Source organism: Kineococcus lubricus (genome assembly GCF_050871965.1).
Taxonomy (GTDB): Bacteria; Actinomycetota; Actinomycetes; order Actinomycetales; family Kineococcaceae; genus Kineococcus.
This window is the reverse complement of record NZ_JBJLSK010000014.1, coordinates 21,104-41,664: the sequence shown is the minus strand read 5'-3', so window position 1 is coordinate 41,664 and position 20,561 is coordinate 21,104. Positions and strand designations below refer to the sequence as shown.

Below are 20,561 nucleotides of genomic sequence, written 5' to 3'. Positions count from 1 at the left end.
GCTGTCAGTCCGGCCGGTTGGTGTTGCTCACCTGCGCCGACGGCCGGGCCGGGCGGTGCATCCGTGGGGGTGGTGCACCCGCGGTGGCCGGGACCCCGGCCACCGCGGGCAGTGCGTCGCGGGCTGCGTCAGGGACGCGGGCCCAGGTCGATCTCGACCCGCTCGCCGGTCCGCAGCGACTCCACGCCCGCCGCGCACACCGCGGCGGCCGCGTAGCCGTCCCACACGCCCGGGCCGTCGACGTTGCTGCCGTCGCGGACCGCGTCGATCCAGCGCTGGAACTCGACGTCGTAGGCGGCGCCGAAGCGCTCCTTGAAGTCCTTCGTGATGGACCCGCCCCAGCCGGCGGCGGACTGGGTCACCATGCCCTCGTGCAGGCCGATCCGGGCCTGGCCCTTCTCGGCCACCAGCTCGGTGCGGACCTCGTACCCGAACGTGGTGTTCACGAAGATCTCGACGTCCACCAGGATGCCCGACTCGGTCTCCATGATGACGAACTGCGGGTCGAGCAGGCCCTCGGGCGCGGAGGAGGTCGACCGCGGCGCGATGACGCGGATCGCGACGATCTCCTCGCCGGTCAGGTAGCGCGTGACGTCGACCTCGTGCACCACCGAGTCCAGCATGAGCTGCTCGGAGTTGAAGTTCGGCGGCGTCGTGGCGTTGCGGTGCGCGCAGTGCAGGAACAGCGGGGCGCCGTACTCACCGGACTCGATCAGGGCGCGCAGCTGCTGGTAGCCGGCGTCGAAGCGGCGCATGAAACCGACCTGGACGAGCCGGCGGCCGAGCTCGGCCTCCCGCTCGACGATCCTGCGCGAGGTCTCCGCGGACGTCGTCAGCGGCTTCTCGCACAGCACCGGCTTGCCCGCTTCGAGAGCCAGCAGGACCAGTTCCTCGTGGGTGAAGCCCGGCGTGGCGATGACCAGGGCGTCGACCTCGGGGTCGGCGATCGCGGCCTTGGGGTCGTGGATCGCGCGGACCCCGAACTCCGCGGCCACCGCGTCGGTGCGCGCCACGTCGACGTCGCTGACGGCGACGAGCTCGGCGCCGGCCGTCAGCGTCGCCAGCCGGCGAGCGTGGTCCTGCCCCATCATGCCGACACCGAGGACGGCGACCCGGACCTGGCGGTCCCGGTCGTAGCCCTGCCGGGCGGTGTCCGGGCTCGTGGTGGGGTTGCTGCTCGTGCTCATGACGGGTTCGTGCTCCAGTTCTCAGTTCGCGTCGGTCGCTGCCGTGACGGCGGACAGCTCGTGGCTCAGCGCCTCGAGCTCCGCGCCGCCGGCCATCTCGTTGGTGAGACGATCGAGGGTGATGTCAGCCCGGGACGAGTCCAAGGACACGTTCCCGCGGTTGAGGATCACGAAGTGGTTGCCCACCAGGTAGGCGTGGTGCGGGTTGTGCGTGATGAAGATGACGCCCAGCCCCGCGTCGCGGGCCTTGGCCACGTACTTCAGCACCACGCCCGACTGCTTGACCCCCAGGGCCGCCGTCGGCTCGTCGAGGATCAGCACCTTCGCGCCGAAGTAGATGGCCCGGGCGATCGCGATGCACTGCCGCTGACCACCCGACAGGGCCCCCACCGGACGGTCGAGGTCCGGCACGGAGATCCCCATCTTGGTGAGCTCCTCACCGGTGATCTGCATCATCCGCTTGACGTCCAGGTGGGCGAACGGGCCCCAGCCCTTGCGGAGCTCCTGGCCCAGGAAGAAGTTGCGCCAGATCGACATCAGCGGGACCAGCGCGAGGTCCTGGTAGACGGTGGCGATCCCGCGGTCCAGCGACTCGCGCGGGGAGGTGAACGTCACCTCCTCGCCGTTGACGACCAGGGTGCCGTCGGTGTGGGAGTGCAGGCCGGCGATGATCTTGATGAGCGTCGACTTGCCGGCGCCGTTGTCGCCGAGCACGCAGGTGATCTCACCCTGCTTCACCGACAGGGACACACCGCGCAGCGCGTGCACGTTGCCGTAGCGCTTGCCGACGTCCCGCAGGGACAGGATCTCGGTGTTCGGGGAGAGCGTGGGGGCGTTCCCGTTCGGTGTCATCGCTTGGCCGCCTGGTTCTTCACGACGAGGTTGACGATGGTCGCGATGACGAGCATCGCGCCCAGGAAGAGCCGGTTCCAGTCGGCGTTCCAGCCGGCGTACACGATGCCGTTCGTCACGACCCCGTAGATCAGCGCGCCGATCGCCGCGCCGATCGCCGACCCGTACCCGCCGGTCATCAGGCACCCGCCCACGACCGCGGCGATGATGTAGTAGAGCTCGTTGCCGACGCCGTTGCCGGACTGGGCGTTGGAGAACGCGAAGAGGTTGTGCATCCCGAGCAGCCACGCGGTGAAGCCCACCGCCATGAACAGCCCGATCTTCGTGGCCTTGACCGGGACACCGACCGCACGGGCCGCCGCCGGGTCGCCCCCGGCCGCGAAGATCCAGTTGCCGATCCTCGTCCTCAGCAGGATCCACGTCGCGACGACCACCAGCACCAGCCAGAAGATGATCGGCACCCGCAGCCCGTTGCCCACCGGCAGCGAGTAGTTGAAGAAGGCCTTCGCCGAGGCGTAGCCGTCCATGTCGCTGATGGTCGGCGAGGACACCCCGCCGGTGATCACCTTCGTGACGCCCAGGTTCAGGCCCGTCAGCATGAAGAACGACCCGAGCGTGATGATGAACGACGGCAGGCCCGTCCGCACCAGCAGCCAGCCGTTGAACAGGCCCACCGCCAGCGCCAGCACCAGCGCCGCGAGCACGCCCACCCACACGTTGAGGTGGAGCTGGTAGGCCACCATCGACGCCGTCAGCGAGGCCGTCGTCACCGCCACGCCGGCCGACAGGTCGAACTCGCCGCCGATCATCAGCAGGGCCACCGACACCGCCATGATGCCGATGGTCGACGACGAGTAGAGGACGGTGAACAGGGATGCCCCCGACCGCAGGGTCGGGGCCACCACCAGGAACAGCACCAGCAGTGCGATGGCCCCGATGAGCGAGCCGATCTCGGGGCGCGAGACCAGGCTGGCCAGCGGTGACCGGCGCTGGACGCGGTCGTCGGCCGAAGTGGCCTTCCCGCCCGCGTGCGTCGTCGGGGCCGGGGCCGGAGCCCCGCCCGCGTCCGTTCGAATCTCCATCGATCCGTCCTCCTTGAAGGTGCCGAGCCGAACCGGCGGACTAGCGGCAGGAATTGAGGTAAGCGCGCGTGCGGGTCGCGATGGGCAGCGGCTTGTCGAACGCGACCGGGTACAGGTCCTGCTCCACGATCGCGAAGATGTCGCGGCCCAGCCCTTCGAGGGCCTCGAGGATCGGCGGCATCTCGGGGATGCCGGCCGGCGGCTCGACCATCGCGCCGAGCTTGACCGCGTCGCCGAAGCCGAGGTCCTCGGCCTTCACCTTGGCGACGACCTCGGGGTTCACCTGCTTGAGGTGCACGTACGCGATGCGGTCGGGGTAGCCGTTGATGAGGGCGAGGTTGTCGCCGCCGGAGTACGAGACGTGGCCGGTGTCCAGGCACAGCTTGACCGAGTCGTCGTCGGTCAGCTCCAGGAAGCGCTCGACCTGGTCCTGGGTGTCGATGTGGGTGTCGGCGTGGGAGTGGACGGCCATCTGCAGGCCGTACCCGTTCTTGACGTCCCGACCGAGCCGGTCCATGCCCGCGGCCAGGCGCGCCCAGGACTCCTCGTCCAGCTCCCGCGGCTCGATCTGCTCACCGGTCTTGTCGCTGCGCCACTGGCCGGGGATGACGACCAGGTGCGTCCCGCCCATGGCCTGGGTCAGCTTCGCGACCTGCTCGACCTGCGCCCACGCCTCGTCGTAGTGGTCGGGGCGGTGCAGGGCGGCGAAGATGGTGCCGGCGGAGACCTTGAGCTTGCGCTTGGCGAGCTCGTCGGACAGCTCCGAGGGGTCGGTCGGCAGGTAGCCGTAGGGACCGAGCTCGATCCACTCGTACCCGGCTTCGACGACCTCGTCGAGGAAGCGGGGTGCGGGGGTCTGGAGCTCGTCGTCGGCGAACCAGACACCCCAGGAGTCGGGGGCGGTGCCGATGGTGATGGAGCGGCCCATGGGGAACTTTCCTCCACGTCGTCGTGCGTCGCAGGTTCCCCGGCGGGGAGTGCGACTGCTGAACTGTCGCGCGAACAGCCGCAGGCTGTCAAGCGATTGTCGTTACATACTCACCTCCCGGACGCATCGAGCGCCCGGGAGGTGCGGTGCGGGCGCCCGTGAACGATCACGGGCGCCGGTGCGGCGCCGGCGGCGGCGTGCCGTGACCGAACCGTTGCCGCAGAACGCGACACGACCTCCCCGGCCGGCGTGCTCCGGGGAGGTCGCGGGCGTCGCGGGTCAGATCAGCGGCCGCTGGGCGGCCTTCTTGCCCTCGTACCAGGTGCGCGCCGTGCGGGTGGACTCCAGGTGCGAGACCTCCGACACCGGGACGTCCCACCAGCCGCCGCCGTCGGGCGCCTCGGAGTACAGGTCGGTCTCGACGTACACGACGGTCGACTCCGAGGACGCCTTGGCGTCGTGCAGGGCCTCCACGAGCTCCTTGCGGTTCGTCGGGCGCAGCGTCCGGACGCCCATGCTCTCGGCGTTCGCGGCCAGGTCCACCGGCAGCTTGTCGCCGTCGAGGCGGCCCGACTCCGAGCGCCTGCGGTACTTCGTGCCGTACCGCTGCGAGCCGTGCTGCTCGGACAGGGCGCCGATCGAGGCGAAGCCGTGGTTCTGCAGCAGCACCACGATGACCTTCACGCCCTCCTGGACGGCCGTCACGAGCTCCGTGGGGGACATCAGGTACGAGCCGTCCCCGACCGTGATGAACACGTCGCGGTCCGGGGCGGCCAGGGCCACCCCGATGCCGCCGGGGATCTCGTAACCCATGCAGGAGTAGCCGTACTCCACGTGGTACTGCTTCGGGTCGCGGCTGCGCCACATGCAGTGCAGGTCCCCCGGCAGCGACCCCGCCGCGCACACCACGACGTCGCGGTCGGACACGACCTCGTCGACGGCGCCGATGACCTCGGCCTGGGCCAGCAGCCCCGTGCGCTCCCCGATGCCCGAGCCGTAGAACTCCGACACCACTGCGTCCCACTCGCGGTTCAGGCGGGCGGCCCGCTCCCGGTAGGCGTCGGGGGTGGAGAAGCCCGCCAGGGCCTGCGTCAGCATCTCCAGCGCCGTGCGGGCGTCGGCCTGCACGGGGACCCCGGCGTGCTTGACGGCGTCGATCGAGGCCACGTTGACGTTGACGAACCTCACGTCCGGGTTCTGGAACGCGGTGCGCGAACCGGTCGTGAAGTCCGAGTACCGGGTGCCGACGCCGATGACGACGTCGGCCTCGGCCGCGATCTCGTTCGCCGCCGTGGTGCCCGTGGAACCGATGGCCCCCAGCGACAGCGGGTGGTCGTAGCGGATGGCGCCCTTGCCGGCCTGGGACTGCCCGACCGGGATGCCCGTCGCCTCGACGAACGCCTTGAGCGCCTCGGTGGCCTGCGAGTACACGACGCCGCCGCCGGCCACGACGAGCGGGGCCTTCGCGGACCGGATGACCGCTGCGGCCTCCTCGATCGCGACCTGCTCGGGGACCGGGCGCGCGATGCGCCAGGTGCGCTCCTTGAACAGGTCGACGGGGAAGTCCCACGCCTCGGCCTGCAGGTCCTCGGGCAGGCAGACGGTCGCCGCACCCGTCTCGGCGGGGTCGGTCAGCACGCGCATCGCCCCCAGCAGGGCCGAGGCCAGCTGCTCCGGGCGCCACACGCGGTCGAAGAACTTCGACAGCGGGCGGAAGGCGTCGTTCACCGACACGTCGTAGCCGTAGGGCTGCTCCAGCTCCTGCAGCACCGGCGAGGCGACGCGGGTGGCGAAGACGTCGCTGGGCAGCAGCAGCACGGGGATGCGGTTGATGGTGGCCAGCGCCGCACCGGTCAGCATGTTCGACGAGCCCGGGCCGACCGAGGCGGTCACCGCGAGCGTCTGCAGGCGGTCCTGCTGACGGGCGTACCCGACGGCCGCGTGCACCATCGACTGCTCGTTGCGGCCGGTCATGTACGGGACCTTCGCCGGGGGCACCCAGCCGTCGCCCAGCGCCCCCTCCTCGGCCTCCAGCAGGGCCTGCCCGACGCCGGCCACGTTGCCGTGCCCGAAGATGCCGAACACCCCGCCGAAGAACTGCCGGCGAACGCCGTCGCGTTCGCTGAACTGCGCCTGGAGGAAACGCACGACGGCCTGCGAGACCGTCAGCCGCACCGTCTGCACGGCCGGGTTCGGGGGTACTGCGCTCATCGGTCTCTCTCAGTTCTCGGCGTGGACGTCGGTGTCGGGGGTGGAGTAGAAGGGCAGCCGCGGATCGACGGCCTGCCCCTCCCAGGTCGACCGGATCCAGCCGTGGGCCGGATCGTCGCAGATCTTCCAGGCGCGCTCGGCCTCGGGCCCGGCCATGACGTTGAGGTAGTACATGTCGTAGGCCGGGGACGCGACGGAGGGGCCGTGCCACCCGTGCGGGAGCAGCACGACGTCACCGCCGTGCACCTCCTCGAGGACCTCCAGCGGACGCTCGTCGTCGCCGTAGGCCTGCTGCAGGCCCAGGCCGCCGGGGACCGTGGGGACGCCCTCGGGAGCCAGCGCCCGGAACTCGTAGTAGTAGATCTCCTCCAGCTCGCTCTCCACGTCGCTGGACCGGTCGTGCCGGTGCGGCGGGTAGGAGGACCAGTTCCCGCCGGGGGTGATCACCTCGCAGGCGATGAGCTTGTCGGTCTCGAACACCGCCGGGGTGGCGAAGTTGTTGACCTGGCGGCTGGCCTGGCCGGCACCGCGCAGCTCGACGGGCACGCCCGAGGCCGGGCCGTAGCGGAAGGGCAGGCGGCGTGACGCCCGTGCGCCCGGGAACGAGAACACGCCGCCTGCGGCACTGTGGACCGTCAGCTCGCTGTCGCGGCCGACGTACGCGAAGTCGCTCACGCCGTCGAAGACCCCGGTGCGGCCGGTGAGCTCGATCGTCTCGCCCTCGACCGTGACGGACGCCGAGCCCGACAGCGGCAGGACGAGGAGCTCGTCCTCACCGGTGGAGAACGTGTGCGAGGCACCGGGGGCCAGCGTCAGGGTCCGCAGGCTGGAGAACCCCCAGCCCGCGGACTCCGGCGTGACGACCAGGTCGAAACCGTCCGCCGCGGCGGAACCGGCGGGGACGTACAGGTTCGGGTCGGTCACTGCGGGGCTCCTCAGCGGACGAGCGAGACGGCGGTCTTGACGGCGGACTCGACGTCACCGTCCGGCGGGTAGAGCAGCGTGCGCCCGACGGTCAGGCCCCGCACCGACGGCAGGGCGAGCGCCTTGCGCCAGGTGGCGAACGTCTCCTCCGGGGAGGTCGCGGGGTCCCCGCCGAGCAGCAGCGTCGGGAACGTCGTGGACTCCATGACGCGTTCCATGTCGTCCACCACGGGGATCTTCAGCCAGGTGTAGGCCGTGGTGCGGCCCAGCGCCTGCGCGACGTTGATCGACTTGATGACGCCCTCGGCGCTCAGGTCGTGGACGACCTTGCCGTCGCGGACCGAGGACCAGAACGGCTCGATCATGGCGACCAGCCTGCGCGCGGCGAGCTCGCTGATCGCGTCGGCCGAGGCCGTCAGCGTCGGCAGGGTGCCCTCGGAGTCCAGCGCGATGCGGGTGAGGAACTTGCCGCCGTCGAGGTTCATGTCCTCGATCGCCTGCGCGTCGTACCCGGTGAAGCGGTCGTCGAGCTCGAACGTGGCGCCCTGCAGGCCACCGCGGTTCATCGAGCCGAAGACGACCTTGCCCTCCAGCGCCCCCAGGAGCGTGAGGTCCTCGATGATGTCGGCCGAGCCGAGCAGGCCGTCGACGCCGGGCACCTTCAGCGCCACCTGGAGGCGGTCGAGCAGCTCGGTGCGGTCGGCCATCGCCATGGGGTTCGAGCCGACGCCGTTGGCCCCGCGGGCGGGGTGGTCGGCCGCGACGACCATGAGCCGGCCGTCGGCCTCCAGCAGCGGCCGGCGGCGACGGGCCCGGGACAGCTCCGCGATGCGCTCGGGGTGCCGGGCGCGGATCTCCGCGACCTCGGCGTAGTCCTTCGCGAAACCGTTCTGGTCAGGCACGGGAAGCGACCTCCTCGAGCAGGGCCTCCACCTCGGAGGTGAAGGGCATGGCGGTGGAGCACTCGCGGCGGGTGGCCACGATCGCGCCGGCGGCGTTGGCGAAGCGCAGGGTGCGCTCGAGCTCCCAGCCGGAGAGCAGCCCGTGGACCAGGGCGCCGCCGAAGCTGTCGCCGGCCCCCAGCCCGTTGATGACGGACACCGGGGTCGGGGGGACCTCGACGAACGCGGTGGTGCCGCCGGCGTCGCGCGTCGCCCCCAGGACGCCGCGGGGGCCCTGCTTGACGATGGCGATCTCGACCCCGGCGTCCAGCAGCGCCTCGGCGGCCCGGCGGGGCTCGGTCTCGCCGACGGCGACCGCGCACTCCTCCTTGTTGCCGACCGCGACCGTCACGTGCGGCAGGGCCCGGCGGACCTGCTCGGTGGCCAGCTCGGGCGAGGACCAGAACATCTCGCGGTAGTCGAGGTCGAGCACCGTGAACGGCTTGCGGGCGCGGGCCTCCCACGCGGCGAAGTGCGCCCCGCGGCTCGGCTCCTCCGACAGCCCCGTGACGGTCGCCCAGAACACGCCGGCGCCGCGGATCGCGTCGAGGTCGAGCTCCTCGGCCCGGATCTGCAGGTCGGGGGCGGTCGGCTGCCGGTAGAACAGCAGCGGGAAGTTGTCCGGCGGGTAGATCTCGCAGAACGCCAGCGGGGTGTTCAGGTCCTCCACCGCGGTCACGAACTGGTCGGACACGCCGAACTCGGCCAGGGCCTTGTGGATGAACGTGCCGAAGGCGTCGCGCCCGGTGCGGGTGATGACGGCCGACGAGCGGCCGTGCCGGGCGGCGGCGACCGCGACGTTCGTGGCGCTGCCGCCGAGGTACTTCCCGAAGGTCTCGACGTCCTCCAGGCCCACGTTGTCCTGCAACGGGTAGATGTCGACGCCGACCCTGCCCATGGTCACGACGTCCAGCGCGGCCGAGTTGCTCACGCCTTCACTCACGAGGAGTCCTCCCAGTCCGGTTGTCCTCTGCCGTCCCGGGCCGCAGCGGCGCGGTGGCACGGTCGAGGGTGCTCCGTGAGAGGTCCTTCTGTCAAGCTTTGTCCTGACAAACGAACCTCCTGACGTACGGACCTCATGACCGTTACCATGTGCGGACGGCCGTCGGCGACGTTGCGGACGCGCCCCCCAGGAACCAGGAGCAACCAGTGGTGAGCGATCTGTTCGTCGACCTCGACCGCTCGAGCCCCGTCCCGCTGTACTTCCAGGTGGCGCGGCAGATCGAGCAGGCCATCGAAGGCGGCCGACTGCCCCCCGGCTCGCGCCTGGACAACGAGATCCACCTCGCCGACCAGCTGGGCCTGTCCCGGCCCACGATGCGCCGGGCGATCCAGCAGCTCGTCGACAAGGGGCTGCTCGTGCGCAAGCGCGGGGTCGGCACCCAGGTCGTCCACGGCCAGGTCACCCGGCCGGTGGAGCTGACGAGCCTGCACGACGACCTCGTGCAGTCCGGGCAGCAGCCCTCCACGCAGGTCCTCCTGCACGAGATGAGCGGCGCCGACGACGACGTCGCCGGCAGCCTCGCCGTCAGCCCCGGCACCCCCCTGCTGCACATCCGCCGCCTGCGGATGTCCGGCGGCGAGCCGCTGGCGGTCCTGGAGAACTGGCTGCCCGCGCCCTTCACCGACCTCTCCGTCGAGGCCCTCACCGAGCGCGGCATGTACCAGCTGCTGCGCAGCCGCGGCGTCGGCATGCGCGTGGCCCGGCAGCGGATCGGCGCCCGCCGCGGCAGCAGCGAGGAGTGCTCGCTGCTCGACGAGCGCCGCGGCTCCCCGCTGCTGACCATGGAACGCACCACGCACGACGACTCCGGCCGCGTCGTGGAGTACGGCCGGCACGTCTACCGCGCCAGCCGCTACGCCTTCGAGGTCACGCTCGTCGACCGCTGAGCGGGCGACGGCGGGACGCACGCGGCCCCGGTGGCCGGGGACGAGGGTCCCCGGCCACCGGGGCCGTGCGCGCCGGGCGCGGGGTCAGAAGCGGAACTCCCCGACCAGGGTGCGCAGCCGGGCCGCCGCCTCGGACACCTCCGAGGCGGTCCGCTCGGACGTCTCCGCGGAGGTCGTCGTCCCGGCCACCGAGTCGGCGATCGCGACGATCGTCGAGGAGATCTCGTGCGAGCCCGACGACACCTCGTCGACGTTGCGGACCATCTCGGCCGTCGTGGCGGACTGCTCCTCCACCGCCGCCGCGATGGTGGCCTGCAGGCCGTCGATGCGGGCGATGACCTCGGTGATCTCACCGATCGCGGTGCCCGCCGCGGCCGTGTCGGTCTGCGTCGCCTGGACCCGGGCGACGATCGACTCGGTGGCGCGGGCGGTCTGCTGCGCCAGCTCCTTGACCTCACCGGCCACCACGGCGAACCCCTTGCCGGCGTCACCGGCGCGGGCGGCCTCGATGGTCGCGTTGAGGGCCAGCAGGTTGGTCTGCTCGGCGATGGAGGTGATGAGCTTGACGACGTCGCCGATCTCCCGGCTGGAGGTGTCGAGGCGCCCGATGGTCTCGCGGGCCGACTCCGCGGCGCTCACGGCGGAGGCGGCGACGGCGGACGCGTCGGCGGTCGAGGAGGCGATCTCGCGGATCGCGGCGGTCATCTCCTCACCGGCCGCGGCGACGGTGCTGATGTTGACGGAGATCTCGTGGCTGGCGGTCGAGACCAGGCGGCTCTGGGAGTCGGTGGCCGCGGCCTGGGACGACAGCTCGGTCGCGACGCGGGTCATGCCCTGCGCCGACCCGACGAGGGTGTCGGTGCTGGCGGTGATCTCCCGCAGGGCCCCGGCGAACTCGTCGAAGGCGCTGTTGAGGGCCTGCGCGGTGCGCCCGAGGTCGTCCTGCGACGTCACCTCGATGCGCTGGTCCAGACGCCCCTCCAAGAGGCCCTGGGCGACCACGCGGGTCCGGGCCAGCGGGCCGACGATGCTGCGGGCGATGACGACCAGGAAAGCCAGCAGGACCGCGAGGGTGGCGACCGCGACGGCCACGACGACCACGACGGAGCGCCGGAAGTCGGCGCGCCCGGCCTCGGCGGCGGCCGCGGCCGCGGCCGACTCCGCCTCCTGCATCTCGTCGAGGGCGGTGTTGATGTCGGCGAACGCGTTGAGCGCGGGCGAGGCCCGGTAGGCGTCGACCCACGCCGCGTTGTCACCCTTGATCGCCTCGGGGTCGAGGTCGTCGACGCGCGCCTGCCGGTACGTCGCGAGGTCGCTCTCGAAACCGTCCCGCAGCGCCGTGCTGCTCGCGGGGCCGCAGGCGAGGTAGTTCTCCCACGCCTGGTCCACCTCGGCGTCGTGCCCGGCGCGGTTCTGGTCCCGCACCTCGGCCGTCTTCACGTCGGCTTCCTGGGTGATGAGCATGTCCGTGTCGTCCTTGGCGGACGCGTTGAACGACGCCCGGACGCGGCCGAGCTCGACGGCGGCGCGGACGTTGTGCTCGTACATCGACTGCTGGCCCTGGGCCAGCCCGTCGGCCACGACGACGGAGGTGCCCGCCAGCACCCCGGTGGACACCAGGAGGAGCAGCCCCACGGCACCGAGCTCGCGCGAGACGCTGACGTCCTTGAGAGACCAGGTCATGGACGACACATCGGCGCCGGGCGCCCCGACTCGACCCTCCGAGGTCGAAGTCGGGCGCCCGGCGCCGGTGTCCCGTCCACGGCGTCCTGCACCGCGATCCGCGGTCAGGCGAAGTCGCGCACTTCCCTGTCGTAGATGCGCCCGGTGGTGACGGCCGCCTCGAGCTCCTCGAGGGTGCGGCCGCGGGTCTCGGGGACCTGGCTCTTGACGAAGACGAGCGCGAGCAGGTTGACCACGGCGAACCCGAAGAAGCAGCCGGTGATCCCGAGGGCGCTGACCAGGGTCGGGAAGTACAGGCCGAGGAAGGCGTTGGTCAGCCAGAGCACGAACACCGAGGCGCCCATGCCGAACGCGCGCATCTTCAGCGGGAAGATCTCGGCGAGGGTGACCCAGACCGCGACGTTCAGGAAGGTCTGCATCGAGCCCACGAAGGCGACGACGAGGAAGAGGATCACCCACGGCCGCAGCGGGTTGCCGACGGGCAGCAGGAGCGAGCCGATGCCGATGAGCAGGTGGCAGACCGTCGTCAGGGTGAAGCCGATGATGAAGGTCTTGCGGCGGCTGAAGCTGTCCATCATGCGCAGGGCGATGAAGGCGCCGATCACCGCGATGACCCCGGGGGCGATGTTCACGATGAGGGCCGTCTCGTCGTCGAAGCCGGCCTCCTTCAGGATGACCTGGCCGTAGTACATGATCGAGTTGATCCCGGTGAGCTGCTGCGCCACACCGAGGCCGATGCCGACGAGCAGGATCCGGCGCAGCCAGCGGTTCGACAGGATGCTGCGCCAGTCGAGGTTCTCCCGCTTGGACTCCTCGTAGGTGAGGTCGGCGATCTGACGGGCCTCGGCCCGCGCGCGCTCGGGCGTGCGGACCTGCTCGAGGACCGCGACGGCCTCGTCGAACTGGCCGCGGTCGATCAGCCAGCGCGGCGACTCCGGCACGCGCAGCATCCCGACGAACAGCGCGATCGCCGGCAGCGTGACGACCGCCAGCATGATGCGCCAGACGCCGCCGTACTCGCCCCAGATGTTGCCGACGATGGCGTTGACGACGAACGCGGCGAGCTGACCGACGACGATCATCATCTCGTTGCGGCCCGAGAGGGACCCGCGGATCTCGTACGGCGCCAGCTCGGCCAGGAACACCGGCACGACGGTCGAGGCCGCGCCGACGGCGAGGCCGAGCAGCACCCGGCCGACGACCATGACCTCGAAGTTCGGGGCGAACACGCACACGAGGGCGCCGACGAAGAAGAACAGCGCCATCAGCAGGATGGTCTTGCGACGCCCCCAGGCGTCGGAGAGCCGGCCGCCGGAGATGGCGCCGACGGCGGCGCCGAACAGCAGCGAGCTGGTCACGACGCCCTCGGTGAACGTCGTGAGGCCGAGCTCGACGACCATCGGTTCCAGCGCACCGTTGATGACGCTGGTGTCGTACCCGAAGAGCAGGCCGCCGAAGGTGGCGACCAGGGCGACGGTTCCGAGGCGTTTGCTGTGCGGGCCGGCCGTCAGCGGCGGCAGCGCGGTGCGCACGCCCCCACCGACGGGATCCGACTGGCCCTGGGTGGTCGACAAGAGAACTCCTTCGTCCTGCGCTGGGTCTCGCGCTCGGGTCCACCGTCCGTGTGGACCCGGCCGCGTCACCGCGGCATCGGCGGTGACGACACCCGGGGACGGTAGGTCGGAGCTGGTGAAGATGTCAAGACAAAGACACCTCAGAGAGCCCTCGATCACCTCAGCGTCCAGTGTCGGCCACGCAGCGGGACCACGCGATCCGGGCCGCCGGCCCAGCCGGCGACGCGAGAGGATCGGCCGGCCCGTCCTCCCACCGACCCCAGGAGAACCCCGTGAGCACCGCCGAGACCGACGCCGAACTGCTGGCCCGGCTGACCGCCGACGAGGAGCGCCTCGTGCTCGACCGCTTCGACGAGGACGACGCCTGGCGGCTGGGCTGCCTGCTCGTCGAGCGCGCCCGCGCCGCCGGCCTGCCCGTCGCCGTCGCGATCCGCCGCAACGGCCAGCGCCTGTTCCACGCCGCGCTGCCCGGCTCGGCGGCCGACCACGACGCCTGGGCGCAGCGCAAGATGAACGTCGTCGACCGGTTCAACCGCTCCTCGTACCTCGTCGGCACCCGGTGGCGGCTGGAGGGCGGCGACTTCGACACCCACTCCCGGCTCGACACCGCGACGTTCGCCGCGCACGGCGGAGCGTTCCCGATCCGGGTGCGCGGCGTCGGGGTGGTCGGCGCCGTGGCCGTCTCGGGACTGCCGCAGGACGACGACCACGCGCTGGTCGTGGAGGTCCTCGGGGAGTTCCTCGCCTCCGCCGGCTGAGGACGGCACCCGCGGGCGGGTTCGCCTCCCCGGGCGCACGACCCCTCCTAGGGTGGTGGCGTGGTCGACCTCCCGCACGGCGCGACGCCACCGCCCCAGGACCCGCCCCAGGACCCGGACCGGGGACCGGTGGAGGAACCCGACCGCGCCGGGCCCCTCCCCCGCCCGCTCGCCGCGGCCGCGTGGGTGCTCGCCGCCGTGGCCCTCGCGCAGCCGCTGCTGCTCGCCGTCGTCGCCGCCCGCGTCCTGACCGGCGCCGTCGACGACCCCTACCTGACCGGGTACACCGAGGACGGCACCCCGGCCCCCGCTCCCGACGTCGGCTTCTGGGACCGCTGGGCGGTGCTGACCGGGCTCGTCGACCTCGACCTGCCGGTGCTCACCGCGACCGCCGCGACCGCCGCGCTCGCCGGGCTCCACCTCACCGGCCGGGGACGCTGGCGGCTGCCGCGGCCGCTGCGCGCCGTGGCCGCCGCCGCCGGTGCGGGCTGCGCGCTCGCCGCCGCCGCGCGGGTCGCGGTCCTGGTGCTGTCGACCCGGCAGGAGGAGACCGGGTACGGGGCGGGCTGGCCCTCGCAGTTCGTGGCCTTCGCGACGCCCGTGGCGAACGCCCTCGCGTGCGCCGCGTTCGCCGTCGTCGCCGGGGTCGTGCTCCTGGGCCCGGCGGCCCCGGCCCCCGCGCGCGCCGCGGCCCCGCCGCCCGAACCGGACCCGGAGCCGGGACCCGGACCCGAACCCGAGCGCGAGGCGGAACCCCGGTCCGAACCGGAGGACCTGCCGCGCCCCACCGAGGAGGAGTACGCGTGGTACCGCCGCCCGGCGCCCTGACCGGCGGGCCGGGCGCCGACCGGTGGTCGTGGGTGTTCGGGGCGCTGGCCGCCGCCGCTGCCGCACCCGCGGCGCTGTCCGCGGCCACCGTGGTGCACGTGCTGACCGACGACGGCGTGCAGGCGTCCGTCAACGGCGGCATGTGGGCCCGGGAGTCGGGCCGCCCCTTCGCCGACCGGTGGGACGTCGTGACGACCCTGACGCAGCTCACGCCCCCCGCCGCGACGAGCGCGGTCGCCCTGCTCGCCCTGGCCGCGGTCGTGGTGTCGGGACGTCCCGGGTGGCTGGTCCGCGGGGTCGAGCGCCCCCGCCTCCTCGTGGGCGCCCTCGCCGCCGGGTGCGCCCTGTGGACGGCCCTGACCACCGCGGTCGCGGTGTGGGCCCTGGTCACCGGCCCCACCGCGCGGCAGCGGGCCGACCACGTGGGGGCGGTGCCGTCGGTGGACCCGGGCGACCGGGTCGTCGACGGCGGCCTGGCGCTGCTGGCCGTGGCGGTGGACGTCGCCGTCGTCGTCGCCCTCGTCACGACCCGCGAACGCTCACACCAGCGGGTCGGCGACGATCCGCGCGAGCGTGCGCGCGCCGAGTGAGCTCATCCGCGGGTTCGAGCGGACGTAGTACCAGACGAGGCCGACCGCCTGCACGAACGCCCACGCCTGGCCCCGCACCCAGTCCAGGTCCCCGCCGGCGCACCCGGCCCGGAACCGCTCCCGCGCCGCGCCCTCGAACAGGTGCCACCCCGCGATGAGGTCCAGGGCCGGGTCGGCCGGTCCCAGCCCGCCGACGTCGAGGACCCCGGCCAGCCGCCCGCCGGTGATGAGCACGTTCCCCGGCACGAGGTCGCCGTGCGTCACGACGTCCGCCGACACGTGCGGCAGCCTCAGGTAGCGCTCCCACAGGGCGCGCAGCGCGGGGACGTCGAGGAGTTCCCCGCTGCGCTCGAAGCACTCCCGCACCCACCCGTCGTGGCGGTGCAGGTCACCGCCGCGGCCGTCGCCGGAGAACCGGCGACCGTGCAGCGACAGGTCGCGGACCCCGCGGACGAACTCGGCGAGGTCGGCCGCGAGGTCCTGCGCGTCGGCGGTGCCGACCTCGTCGGCGGGGGTGCCGGGGATCCAGCGCACGACGCTCCAGCTGAAGGGGTACCCCGCGCCGGGGTCACCGACGGCCACGACCTCGGGGGTGGGGAACCGGGTGCGGCCGAACAGCTCCCGGGTGGCCGCCAGCTCCGCGGGCAGCTGCGCGGCCGGGCCGGGGCGCCGCGGCAGCCGGACCACGAGGTCCTCGCCGAGCCGGAACACCGCGTTCACCGTGCCGGTGCCGTGCAGGGCGGTCAGCGGCAGCCCGGCCCAGTCCGGGAACCGGGTGCGCACGAGCTCGGCGACCAGCGCCGGCGGCACCTCGACCTCGTCGTCGTGCATCACCGGGGTCACGCCGACACCGCCGCGCGGACCACGTCGGGGTCCACGACGGACCGGGCGCCGAACCCCTCGTCCGGCCCGGCCGGGCGGCGGGCCGACAGGTGGACGTCGCCGACCCCCGTGACGGCGACGAGCTCACCGATCCGCTCGGGACGGACACCGCCGCCGGCCACGACGGCGACCCGGCCGGCGGCGGCCGCGACGGTCCGGGCGATGCGGTCGGTCCCGTCGTGGGCCGAGGTCGCGCCGCCGGAGGTGAGGACGCGGTCGACCCCGGCGTCGAGGAGGTCCTGCACGCCGCGCTCGACGTCGGGGTGGACGTCGAAGGCGCGGTGCACCGTCAGGTCGGCGTCACCGGCGAGTTCGCGCAGCCGCAGCAGCGCGTCGACGTCGAGCCGGCCGTCGGGCCGCAGGGGGCCGACGACGAGCCCGGCCGCCCCCGCGTCCAGCGAAGCCCACGCGTCGCGCAGGACGACGGCGGACTCGTCGGCGTCGTGGTGGAAGTCCCCCGGGCGCGGACGCAGCAGCACGTGCACCCCGACGGGCCCGGCCGCCTCCACGGCCCGCTCGACCAGGCCGACCGACGGGGTCAGGCCGCCGACCTCCAGGGCGACGCACAGCTCCACGCGGTGCGCCCCCGCGGCCCGGGCGACGCGGACCCCGGCGACGTCGGTGACGGCGATCTCGACCTTCGGCACGGGCCCACCCTGTCGTGGATCGACCCGCCGATCCACCCCCACCCCTCCCCGCGATCAAGGACACTCGGCCGGTGATCAAGGACTGCGGGAGCTCTCCCGGTGCGGGTGTCCTTGATCGCGGAGCGGGTGTCCTTGATCGCGGAGCGGGTGTCCTTGATCGCGGAGCGGGTGTCCTCGATCGCGGAGCGGGTGTCCTCGATCGCGAGGGCGGGGTGGGGCGTGGGACGACGGAGGGCCGGCCCGCAACGCGGACCGGCCCTCCGGGGCGGGGTGCTCAGCCGAAGTGCTCCGGCAGCGTCGCGGTGTGCGTCGCGCGCAGCTCCTCGACCGGGACCTGGAAGCGGCCCTGGACGTCCAGGACGCCCGGCTCGGCGTCGGTGACGCCGATGCGCAGGTGCGCCAGGCCGCGCGCGGTGCACATGTCGGTGAACCGCACCTCCTCCTCGCGCGGCACGGACACGATCGCGCGGCCCGCGGACTCGGAGAACAGGGCGGTGAACGCGTCGATCCCGTCGCGCTCGCACAGCTCGTCCAGCCACACCCGCGCGCCCACGCCGTAGCGGAGCACCGACTCCACGAGGGCCTGCGCGAGGCCGCCGTCGGACAGGTCGTGCGCGGCGTCGACCAGGCCGTCGCGCGAGCACTGCACGAGCACGTCGGCCAGCAGCTTCTCGTGCGCGAGGTCCAGCACCGGCGGCAGCCCGCCGAGGTGGCCGTGCTCGGCCCAGGCCCACTCCGACCCGCCGAGCTCGGCGCGGGTGGTGCCCAGCAGGTAGACGTTCTGCCCGGACTCCCGCCACCCCGAGGGGGTGCGGCGGCGGACGTCGTCGAGGACGCCGAGGACCCCGATGACGGGCGTCGGCAGGATCGCCGAGTCCAGCCCCTCGTCGCCGGTCTGGTTGTACAGCGAGACGTTCCCGCCGGTCACGGGGACGCCGAGCTCCTCGCAGGCCAGGGCCAGGCCCTGCACGGCCTCGGCGAACTGCCACATGACGCCGGGGTCCTCGGGGGAGCCGAAGTTCAGGCAGTCGGTGACGGCCAGCGGCTTCGCACCCGCCGCGGCGACGTTGCGGTACGCCTCGGCCAGCGCCAACGCGGCCCCGGTGCGGGGGTCGAGCCGGGCGAACCGGCCGTTGCCGTCCAGGGACAGCGCGACGCCGAGGTGGGTCTCCTCGTCGACGCGCACGACCCCGGCGTCGTCGGGGGTGGCGAGCGCGGTGCCGCCCAGGACGTACCGGTCGTACTGGTCGGTGACCCAGGCCCGGGAGGACAGGTTCGGCGAACCGGCCATCCGCAGCAGCAGCGCCCGCAGCTCGTCGTCCGAGGCCGGGCGCGGCAGGGCGTCGGGGGTGTTCGCCTGCAGGGCGTCCTGGGAGGCGGGCCGCTCGTACGGGCGCTGGTACACCGGGCCGTCGTGGGCGACGGTGCGCGGCGGGACGTCCACGACGGTCTCGCCGTGCCACTGCACGACGAGGTGGTCGCCGTCGGTGACCTCACCGAGGACCGCGGTCTCGACGTCCCACTTCGCCGTCACGGCGAGGAAGGCGTCGATGTTGGCGGGGGTGACGATCGCCATCATGCGTTCCTGCGACTCGCTCATGAGGATCTCCTCGGGCGAGAGCGAGGGGTCGCGCAGCGGGACGCGGTCGAGGTGGATGAGCATCCCGCCGTCCCCGGCGGAGGCCAGTTCGCTGGTGGCGCAGGACAACCCGGCACCGCCGAGGTCCTGGATGCCCTCGACCAGGCCCGCGTGGAACAGCTCCAGGCAGCACTCGATGAGCACCTTCTCCTGGAACGGGTCGCCCACCTGCACCGCCGGCCGCTTCGAGGGGCCGGTCGCGTCGAACGTCTCGCTGGCCAGCACCGAGACCCCGCCGATGCCGTCGCCGCCGGTGCGGGCGCCGAACAGGACGACGAGGTTGCCCGCGCCGCGGGCGTTCGCCAGGTGCAGGTCCTCGTGCTTCATGGCGCCCACGCACAGCGCGTTGACGAGCGGGTTGCCCTGGTAGGTGGGGTCGAAGACGACCTCGCCGCCGATGTTGGGCAGCCCGATGCAGTTGCCGTACCCGCCGACGCCGGAGACGACCCCGGGGACGACGCGCGCGGTGTCGGGGTGGTCGATCGCGCCGAACCGCAGGGAGTCCATGACGGCGATCGGGCGGGCGCCCATGGCCATGATGTCGCGGATGATCCCGCCGACGCCGGTGGCCGCGCCCTGGTAGGGCTCGATGTAGCTGGGGTGGTTGTGGGACTCGACCTTGAAGGTCACCGCCCAGCCCTGGCCGATGTCGACGACGCCGGCGTTCTCCCCGATGCCGACCATGAGGTGCTCCCGCATGGCCTCGGTGACGTGGTCGCCGAAGGTCCGCAGGTGCACCTTGGAGCTCTTGTAGGAGCAGTGCTCGCTCCACATGACCGAGTACATCGCCAGCTCCGCGCCCGTGGGGCGGCGCTCGAGGATCTCGCGGATCCGCTGGTACTCGTCGGCCTTCAGACCCAGCTCGGACCACGGCTGCGGGTGGTCGGGGGTCTGCTCCGCCCGGGTGACGGTGTCGAGGGTGCTCACGAGACGGCCTCCAGCCCGGCCTTCAGCACGGACGTGAACAGGCCCAGGCCGTCCAGGCCGGGACCGAAGACCTCCTCCACGGCGTGCTCGGGGTGCGGCATGAGCCCCACCACGTTGCCGCGGTCGTTGCTGATCCCGGCGATGTCGCGCAGCGACCCGTTCGGGTTGCCGCCCAGGTAGCGGAAGACCACGCGGCCCTCCCCCTCGAGGCGGTCCAGGGTGGCCTCGTCGGCGACGAAACCGCCCTCGCCGTTCTTCAGCGGGATCGTGATCTCCTGGCCGGCGGTGAACGAGGAGGTCCAGGCGGTGCCGGTGGACTCCACCCGCAGCCGCTGGTCCGTGCACAGGAACTTCTGGTGGTCGTTGCGGACCAGGGCGCCGGGCAGCAGGTGCGACTCGCACAGCACCTGGAAGCCGTTGCAGATGCCCAGGACGGGCATCCCGCCCCCGGCGGCGCGGACGACCTCGGTCATGACCGGGGCGAACCGGGCGATGGCCCCGCAGCGCAGGTAGTCGCCGTAGGAGAAGCCGCCCGGCAGCACGACGGCGTCGACGCCGCGCAGGTCGGCGTCGGCGTGCCACAGCGCCACGGCCTCGCCGCCGGCGAGGGTCACGGCGCGGCGGGCGTCGCCGTCGTCGAGGGAACCGGGGAAGGTGACGACGCCGACCTTCACGCCTGCGCCTCGGCCGCGCTCGCCTCGCGGACGCTCACGACGTCCTCGATGACGGGGTTGGACAGCAGCTTCTCGGCGGCCTGGCGCGCCTGGTCGAGGACCTCGGGGGTGACGTCCCCCTCGACCTCGAGCTCGAAGCGCTTGCCCTGGCGGACGCTGGTGAAGAGATCGAACCCCAGGCGCGGGAGGGCGCCGACGACGGCCTTCCCCTGCGGGTCGAGGATCTCGGGTTTCGGCATGACGTCGATGACGACGCGGCCCATGCGCGGCGCTCCTTCGAGAGGGGGATCGGCGATCTCCAGGTTACCGCCGCCGGGAGGGCTCAAGGACCGCGCCGCCGGTGC

The 20,561-nt window shown here is 72.8% G+C and carries 19 protein-coding genes; 4 read left to right on the top strand and 15 right to left on the bottom strand.

All coding sequences use genetic code 11. The annotated features are described in order from the left end of the window. Window positions 1-128: 128 nt before the first annotated feature. The 8 genes from ACRYRX_RS12175 to iolC form a co-directional block, all read right to left on the bottom strand. Window positions 129-1,187, bottom strand: coding sequence for a Gfo/Idh/MocA family protein (locus ACRYRX_RS12175; RefSeq protein ID WP_432512199.1), 1,059 nt, complete (start codon window positions 1,185-1,187; stop codon window positions 129-131). 21 nt (window positions 1,188-1,208) lie between these two features. Then, on the bottom strand, window positions 1,209-2,039 hold the full coding sequence (locus ACRYRX_RS12170; RefSeq protein ID WP_432512198.1) for an ATP-binding cassette domain-containing protein: 831 nt from the start codon (window positions 2,037-2,039) through the stop codon (window positions 1,209-1,211). Then, a complete protein-coding gene (locus ACRYRX_RS12165; protein ID WP_432512197.1) occupies window positions 2,036-3,121 on the bottom strand; it encodes an ABC transporter permease in 1,086 nt (361 codons plus the stop codon). The genes ACRYRX_RS12170 and ACRYRX_RS12165 overlap by 4 nt, the downstream gene beginning before the upstream one ends. Window positions 3,122-3,161: 40 nt before the next feature. Beyond that, entirely contained in the window at window positions 3,162-4,049 is an 888-nt protein-coding gene (locus tag ACRYRX_RS12160) for a TIM barrel protein (RefSeq protein WP_432512196.1), read from the bottom strand. 279 nt (window positions 4,050-4,328) lie between these two features. Next, window positions 4,329-6,260 (bottom strand): 3D-(3,5/4)-trihydroxycyclohexane-1,2-dione acylhydrolase (decyclizing), encoded by a 1,932-nt coding sequence (gene iolD, locus ACRYRX_RS12155; protein ID WP_432512195.1) that lies wholly within the window; start codon window positions 6,258-6,260, stop codon window positions 4,329-4,331. Window positions 6,261-6,269: 9 nt separating this feature from the next. Further along, window positions 6,270-7,184, bottom strand: coding sequence for a 5-deoxy-glucuronate isomerase (gene iolB / locus ACRYRX_RS12150; protein WP_432512194.1), 915 nt, complete (start codon window positions 7,182-7,184; stop codon window positions 6,270-6,272). Between the two features lie 11 nt (window positions 7,185-7,195). Continuing rightward, window positions 7,196-8,086: a Cgl0159 family (beta/alpha)8-fold protein gene (locus tag ACRYRX_RS12145; RefSeq protein ID WP_432512193.1), complete on the bottom strand. Its 891-nt coding sequence runs from the start codon at window positions 8,084-8,086 to the stop codon at window positions 7,196-7,198. Continuing rightward, window positions 8,079-9,023, bottom strand: a complete 945-nt coding sequence (gene iolC / locus ACRYRX_RS12140) for a 5-dehydro-2-deoxygluconokinase (RefSeq protein ID WP_432512307.1) — start codon at window positions 9,021-9,023, stop codon at window positions 8,079-8,081. The genes ACRYRX_RS12145 and iolC overlap by 8 nt, the downstream gene beginning before the upstream one ends. Window positions 9,024-9,277: 254 nt before the next feature. On the opposite strand from iolC, the gene ACRYRX_RS12135 reads away from it, so the two are divergent. Further along, complete coding sequence (locus tag ACRYRX_RS12135) at window positions 9,278-10,015, top strand: GntR family transcriptional regulator (RefSeq protein WP_432512192.1); 738 nt, start codon at window positions 9,278-9,280, stop codon at window positions 10,013-10,015. A gap of 84 nt (window positions 10,016-10,099) precedes the next feature. On the opposite strand, the gene ACRYRX_RS12130 is transcribed toward ACRYRX_RS12135, so the two are convergent. Both ACRYRX_RS12130 and ACRYRX_RS12125 read right to left on the bottom strand, forming a co-directional pair. Then, window positions 10,100-11,698, bottom strand: coding sequence for a methyl-accepting chemotaxis protein (locus ACRYRX_RS12130; protein WP_432512191.1), 1,599 nt, complete (start codon window positions 11,696-11,698; stop codon window positions 10,100-10,102). Window positions 11,699-11,802: 104 nt separating this feature from the next. Next, window positions 11,803-13,272, bottom strand: coding sequence for a sugar porter family MFS transporter (locus tag ACRYRX_RS12125; RefSeq protein ID WP_432512190.1), 1,470 nt, complete (start codon window positions 13,270-13,272; stop codon window positions 11,803-11,805). 272 nt (window positions 13,273-13,544) lie between these two features. Here ACRYRX_RS12125 and ACRYRX_RS12120 point away from each other — a divergent pair, with 272 nt between their 5' ends. From ACRYRX_RS12120 to ACRYRX_RS12110, 3 genes are read left to right on the top strand one after another with little or no spacing between them, the layout of a single operon-like run. Then, window positions 13,545-14,030, top strand: a complete 486-nt coding sequence (locus ACRYRX_RS12120) for a heme-degrading domain-containing protein (RefSeq protein ID WP_432512189.1) — start codon at window positions 13,545-13,547, stop codon at window positions 14,028-14,030. A gap of 60 nt (window positions 14,031-14,090) precedes the next feature. Next, on the top strand, window positions 14,091-14,858 hold the full coding sequence (locus tag ACRYRX_RS12115; RefSeq protein WP_432512188.1) for a hypothetical protein: 768 nt from the start codon (window positions 14,091-14,093) through the stop codon (window positions 14,856-14,858). After that, the gene (locus tag ACRYRX_RS12110) at window positions 14,834-15,448 is read left to right on the top strand and encodes a hypothetical protein (RefSeq protein ID WP_432512187.1); all 615 of its coding nucleotides are present in this window, start codon (window positions 14,834-14,836) and stop codon (window positions 15,446-15,448) included. The genes ACRYRX_RS12115 and ACRYRX_RS12110 overlap by 25 nt, the downstream gene beginning before the upstream one ends. Here the strand turns inward: ACRYRX_RS12110 and ACRYRX_RS12105 are convergent. The 5 genes from ACRYRX_RS12105 to purS all read right to left on the bottom strand — a co-directional run bounded on the left by ACRYRX_RS12105 (window position 15,398) and on the right by purS (window position 20,480). Further along, entirely contained in the window at window positions 15,398-16,291 is an 894-nt protein-coding gene (locus tag ACRYRX_RS12105) for an aminoglycoside phosphotransferase family protein (RefSeq protein ID WP_432512186.1), read from the bottom strand. The two genes, ACRYRX_RS12110 and ACRYRX_RS12105, sit on opposite strands and share 51 nt — an antisense overlap. Continuing rightward, window positions 16,288-16,977 carry a copper homeostasis protein CutC gene (locus ACRYRX_RS12100; protein ID WP_432512185.1) on the bottom strand — a complete coding sequence of 230 codons (690 nt, stop codon included), beginning with the start codon at window positions 16,975-16,977 and terminating at the stop codon, window positions 16,288-16,290. Before ACRYRX_RS12100 ends, ACRYRX_RS12105 begins: the two co-directional genes overlap by 4 nt. A 274-nt stretch (window positions 16,978-17,251) precedes the next feature. Next, a complete protein-coding gene (gene purL / locus ACRYRX_RS12095) occupies window positions 17,252-19,543 on the bottom strand; it encodes a phosphoribosylformylglycinamidine synthase subunit PurL (RefSeq protein WP_432512184.1) in 2,292 nt (763 codons plus the stop codon). Then, entirely contained in the window at window positions 19,540-20,217 is a 678-nt protein-coding gene (purQ, locus tag ACRYRX_RS12090) for a phosphoribosylformylglycinamidine synthase subunit PurQ (RefSeq protein ID WP_432512183.1), read from the bottom strand. The genes purL and purQ overlap by 4 nt, the downstream gene beginning before the upstream one ends. Then, window positions 20,214-20,480 (bottom strand): phosphoribosylformylglycinamidine synthase subunit PurS, encoded by a 267-nt coding sequence (purS, locus tag ACRYRX_RS12085; RefSeq protein ID WP_432512182.1) that lies wholly within the window; start codon window positions 20,478-20,480, stop codon window positions 20,214-20,216. The genes purQ and purS overlap by 4 nt, the downstream gene beginning before the upstream one ends. Window positions 20,481-20,561: the final 81 nt, after the last annotated feature.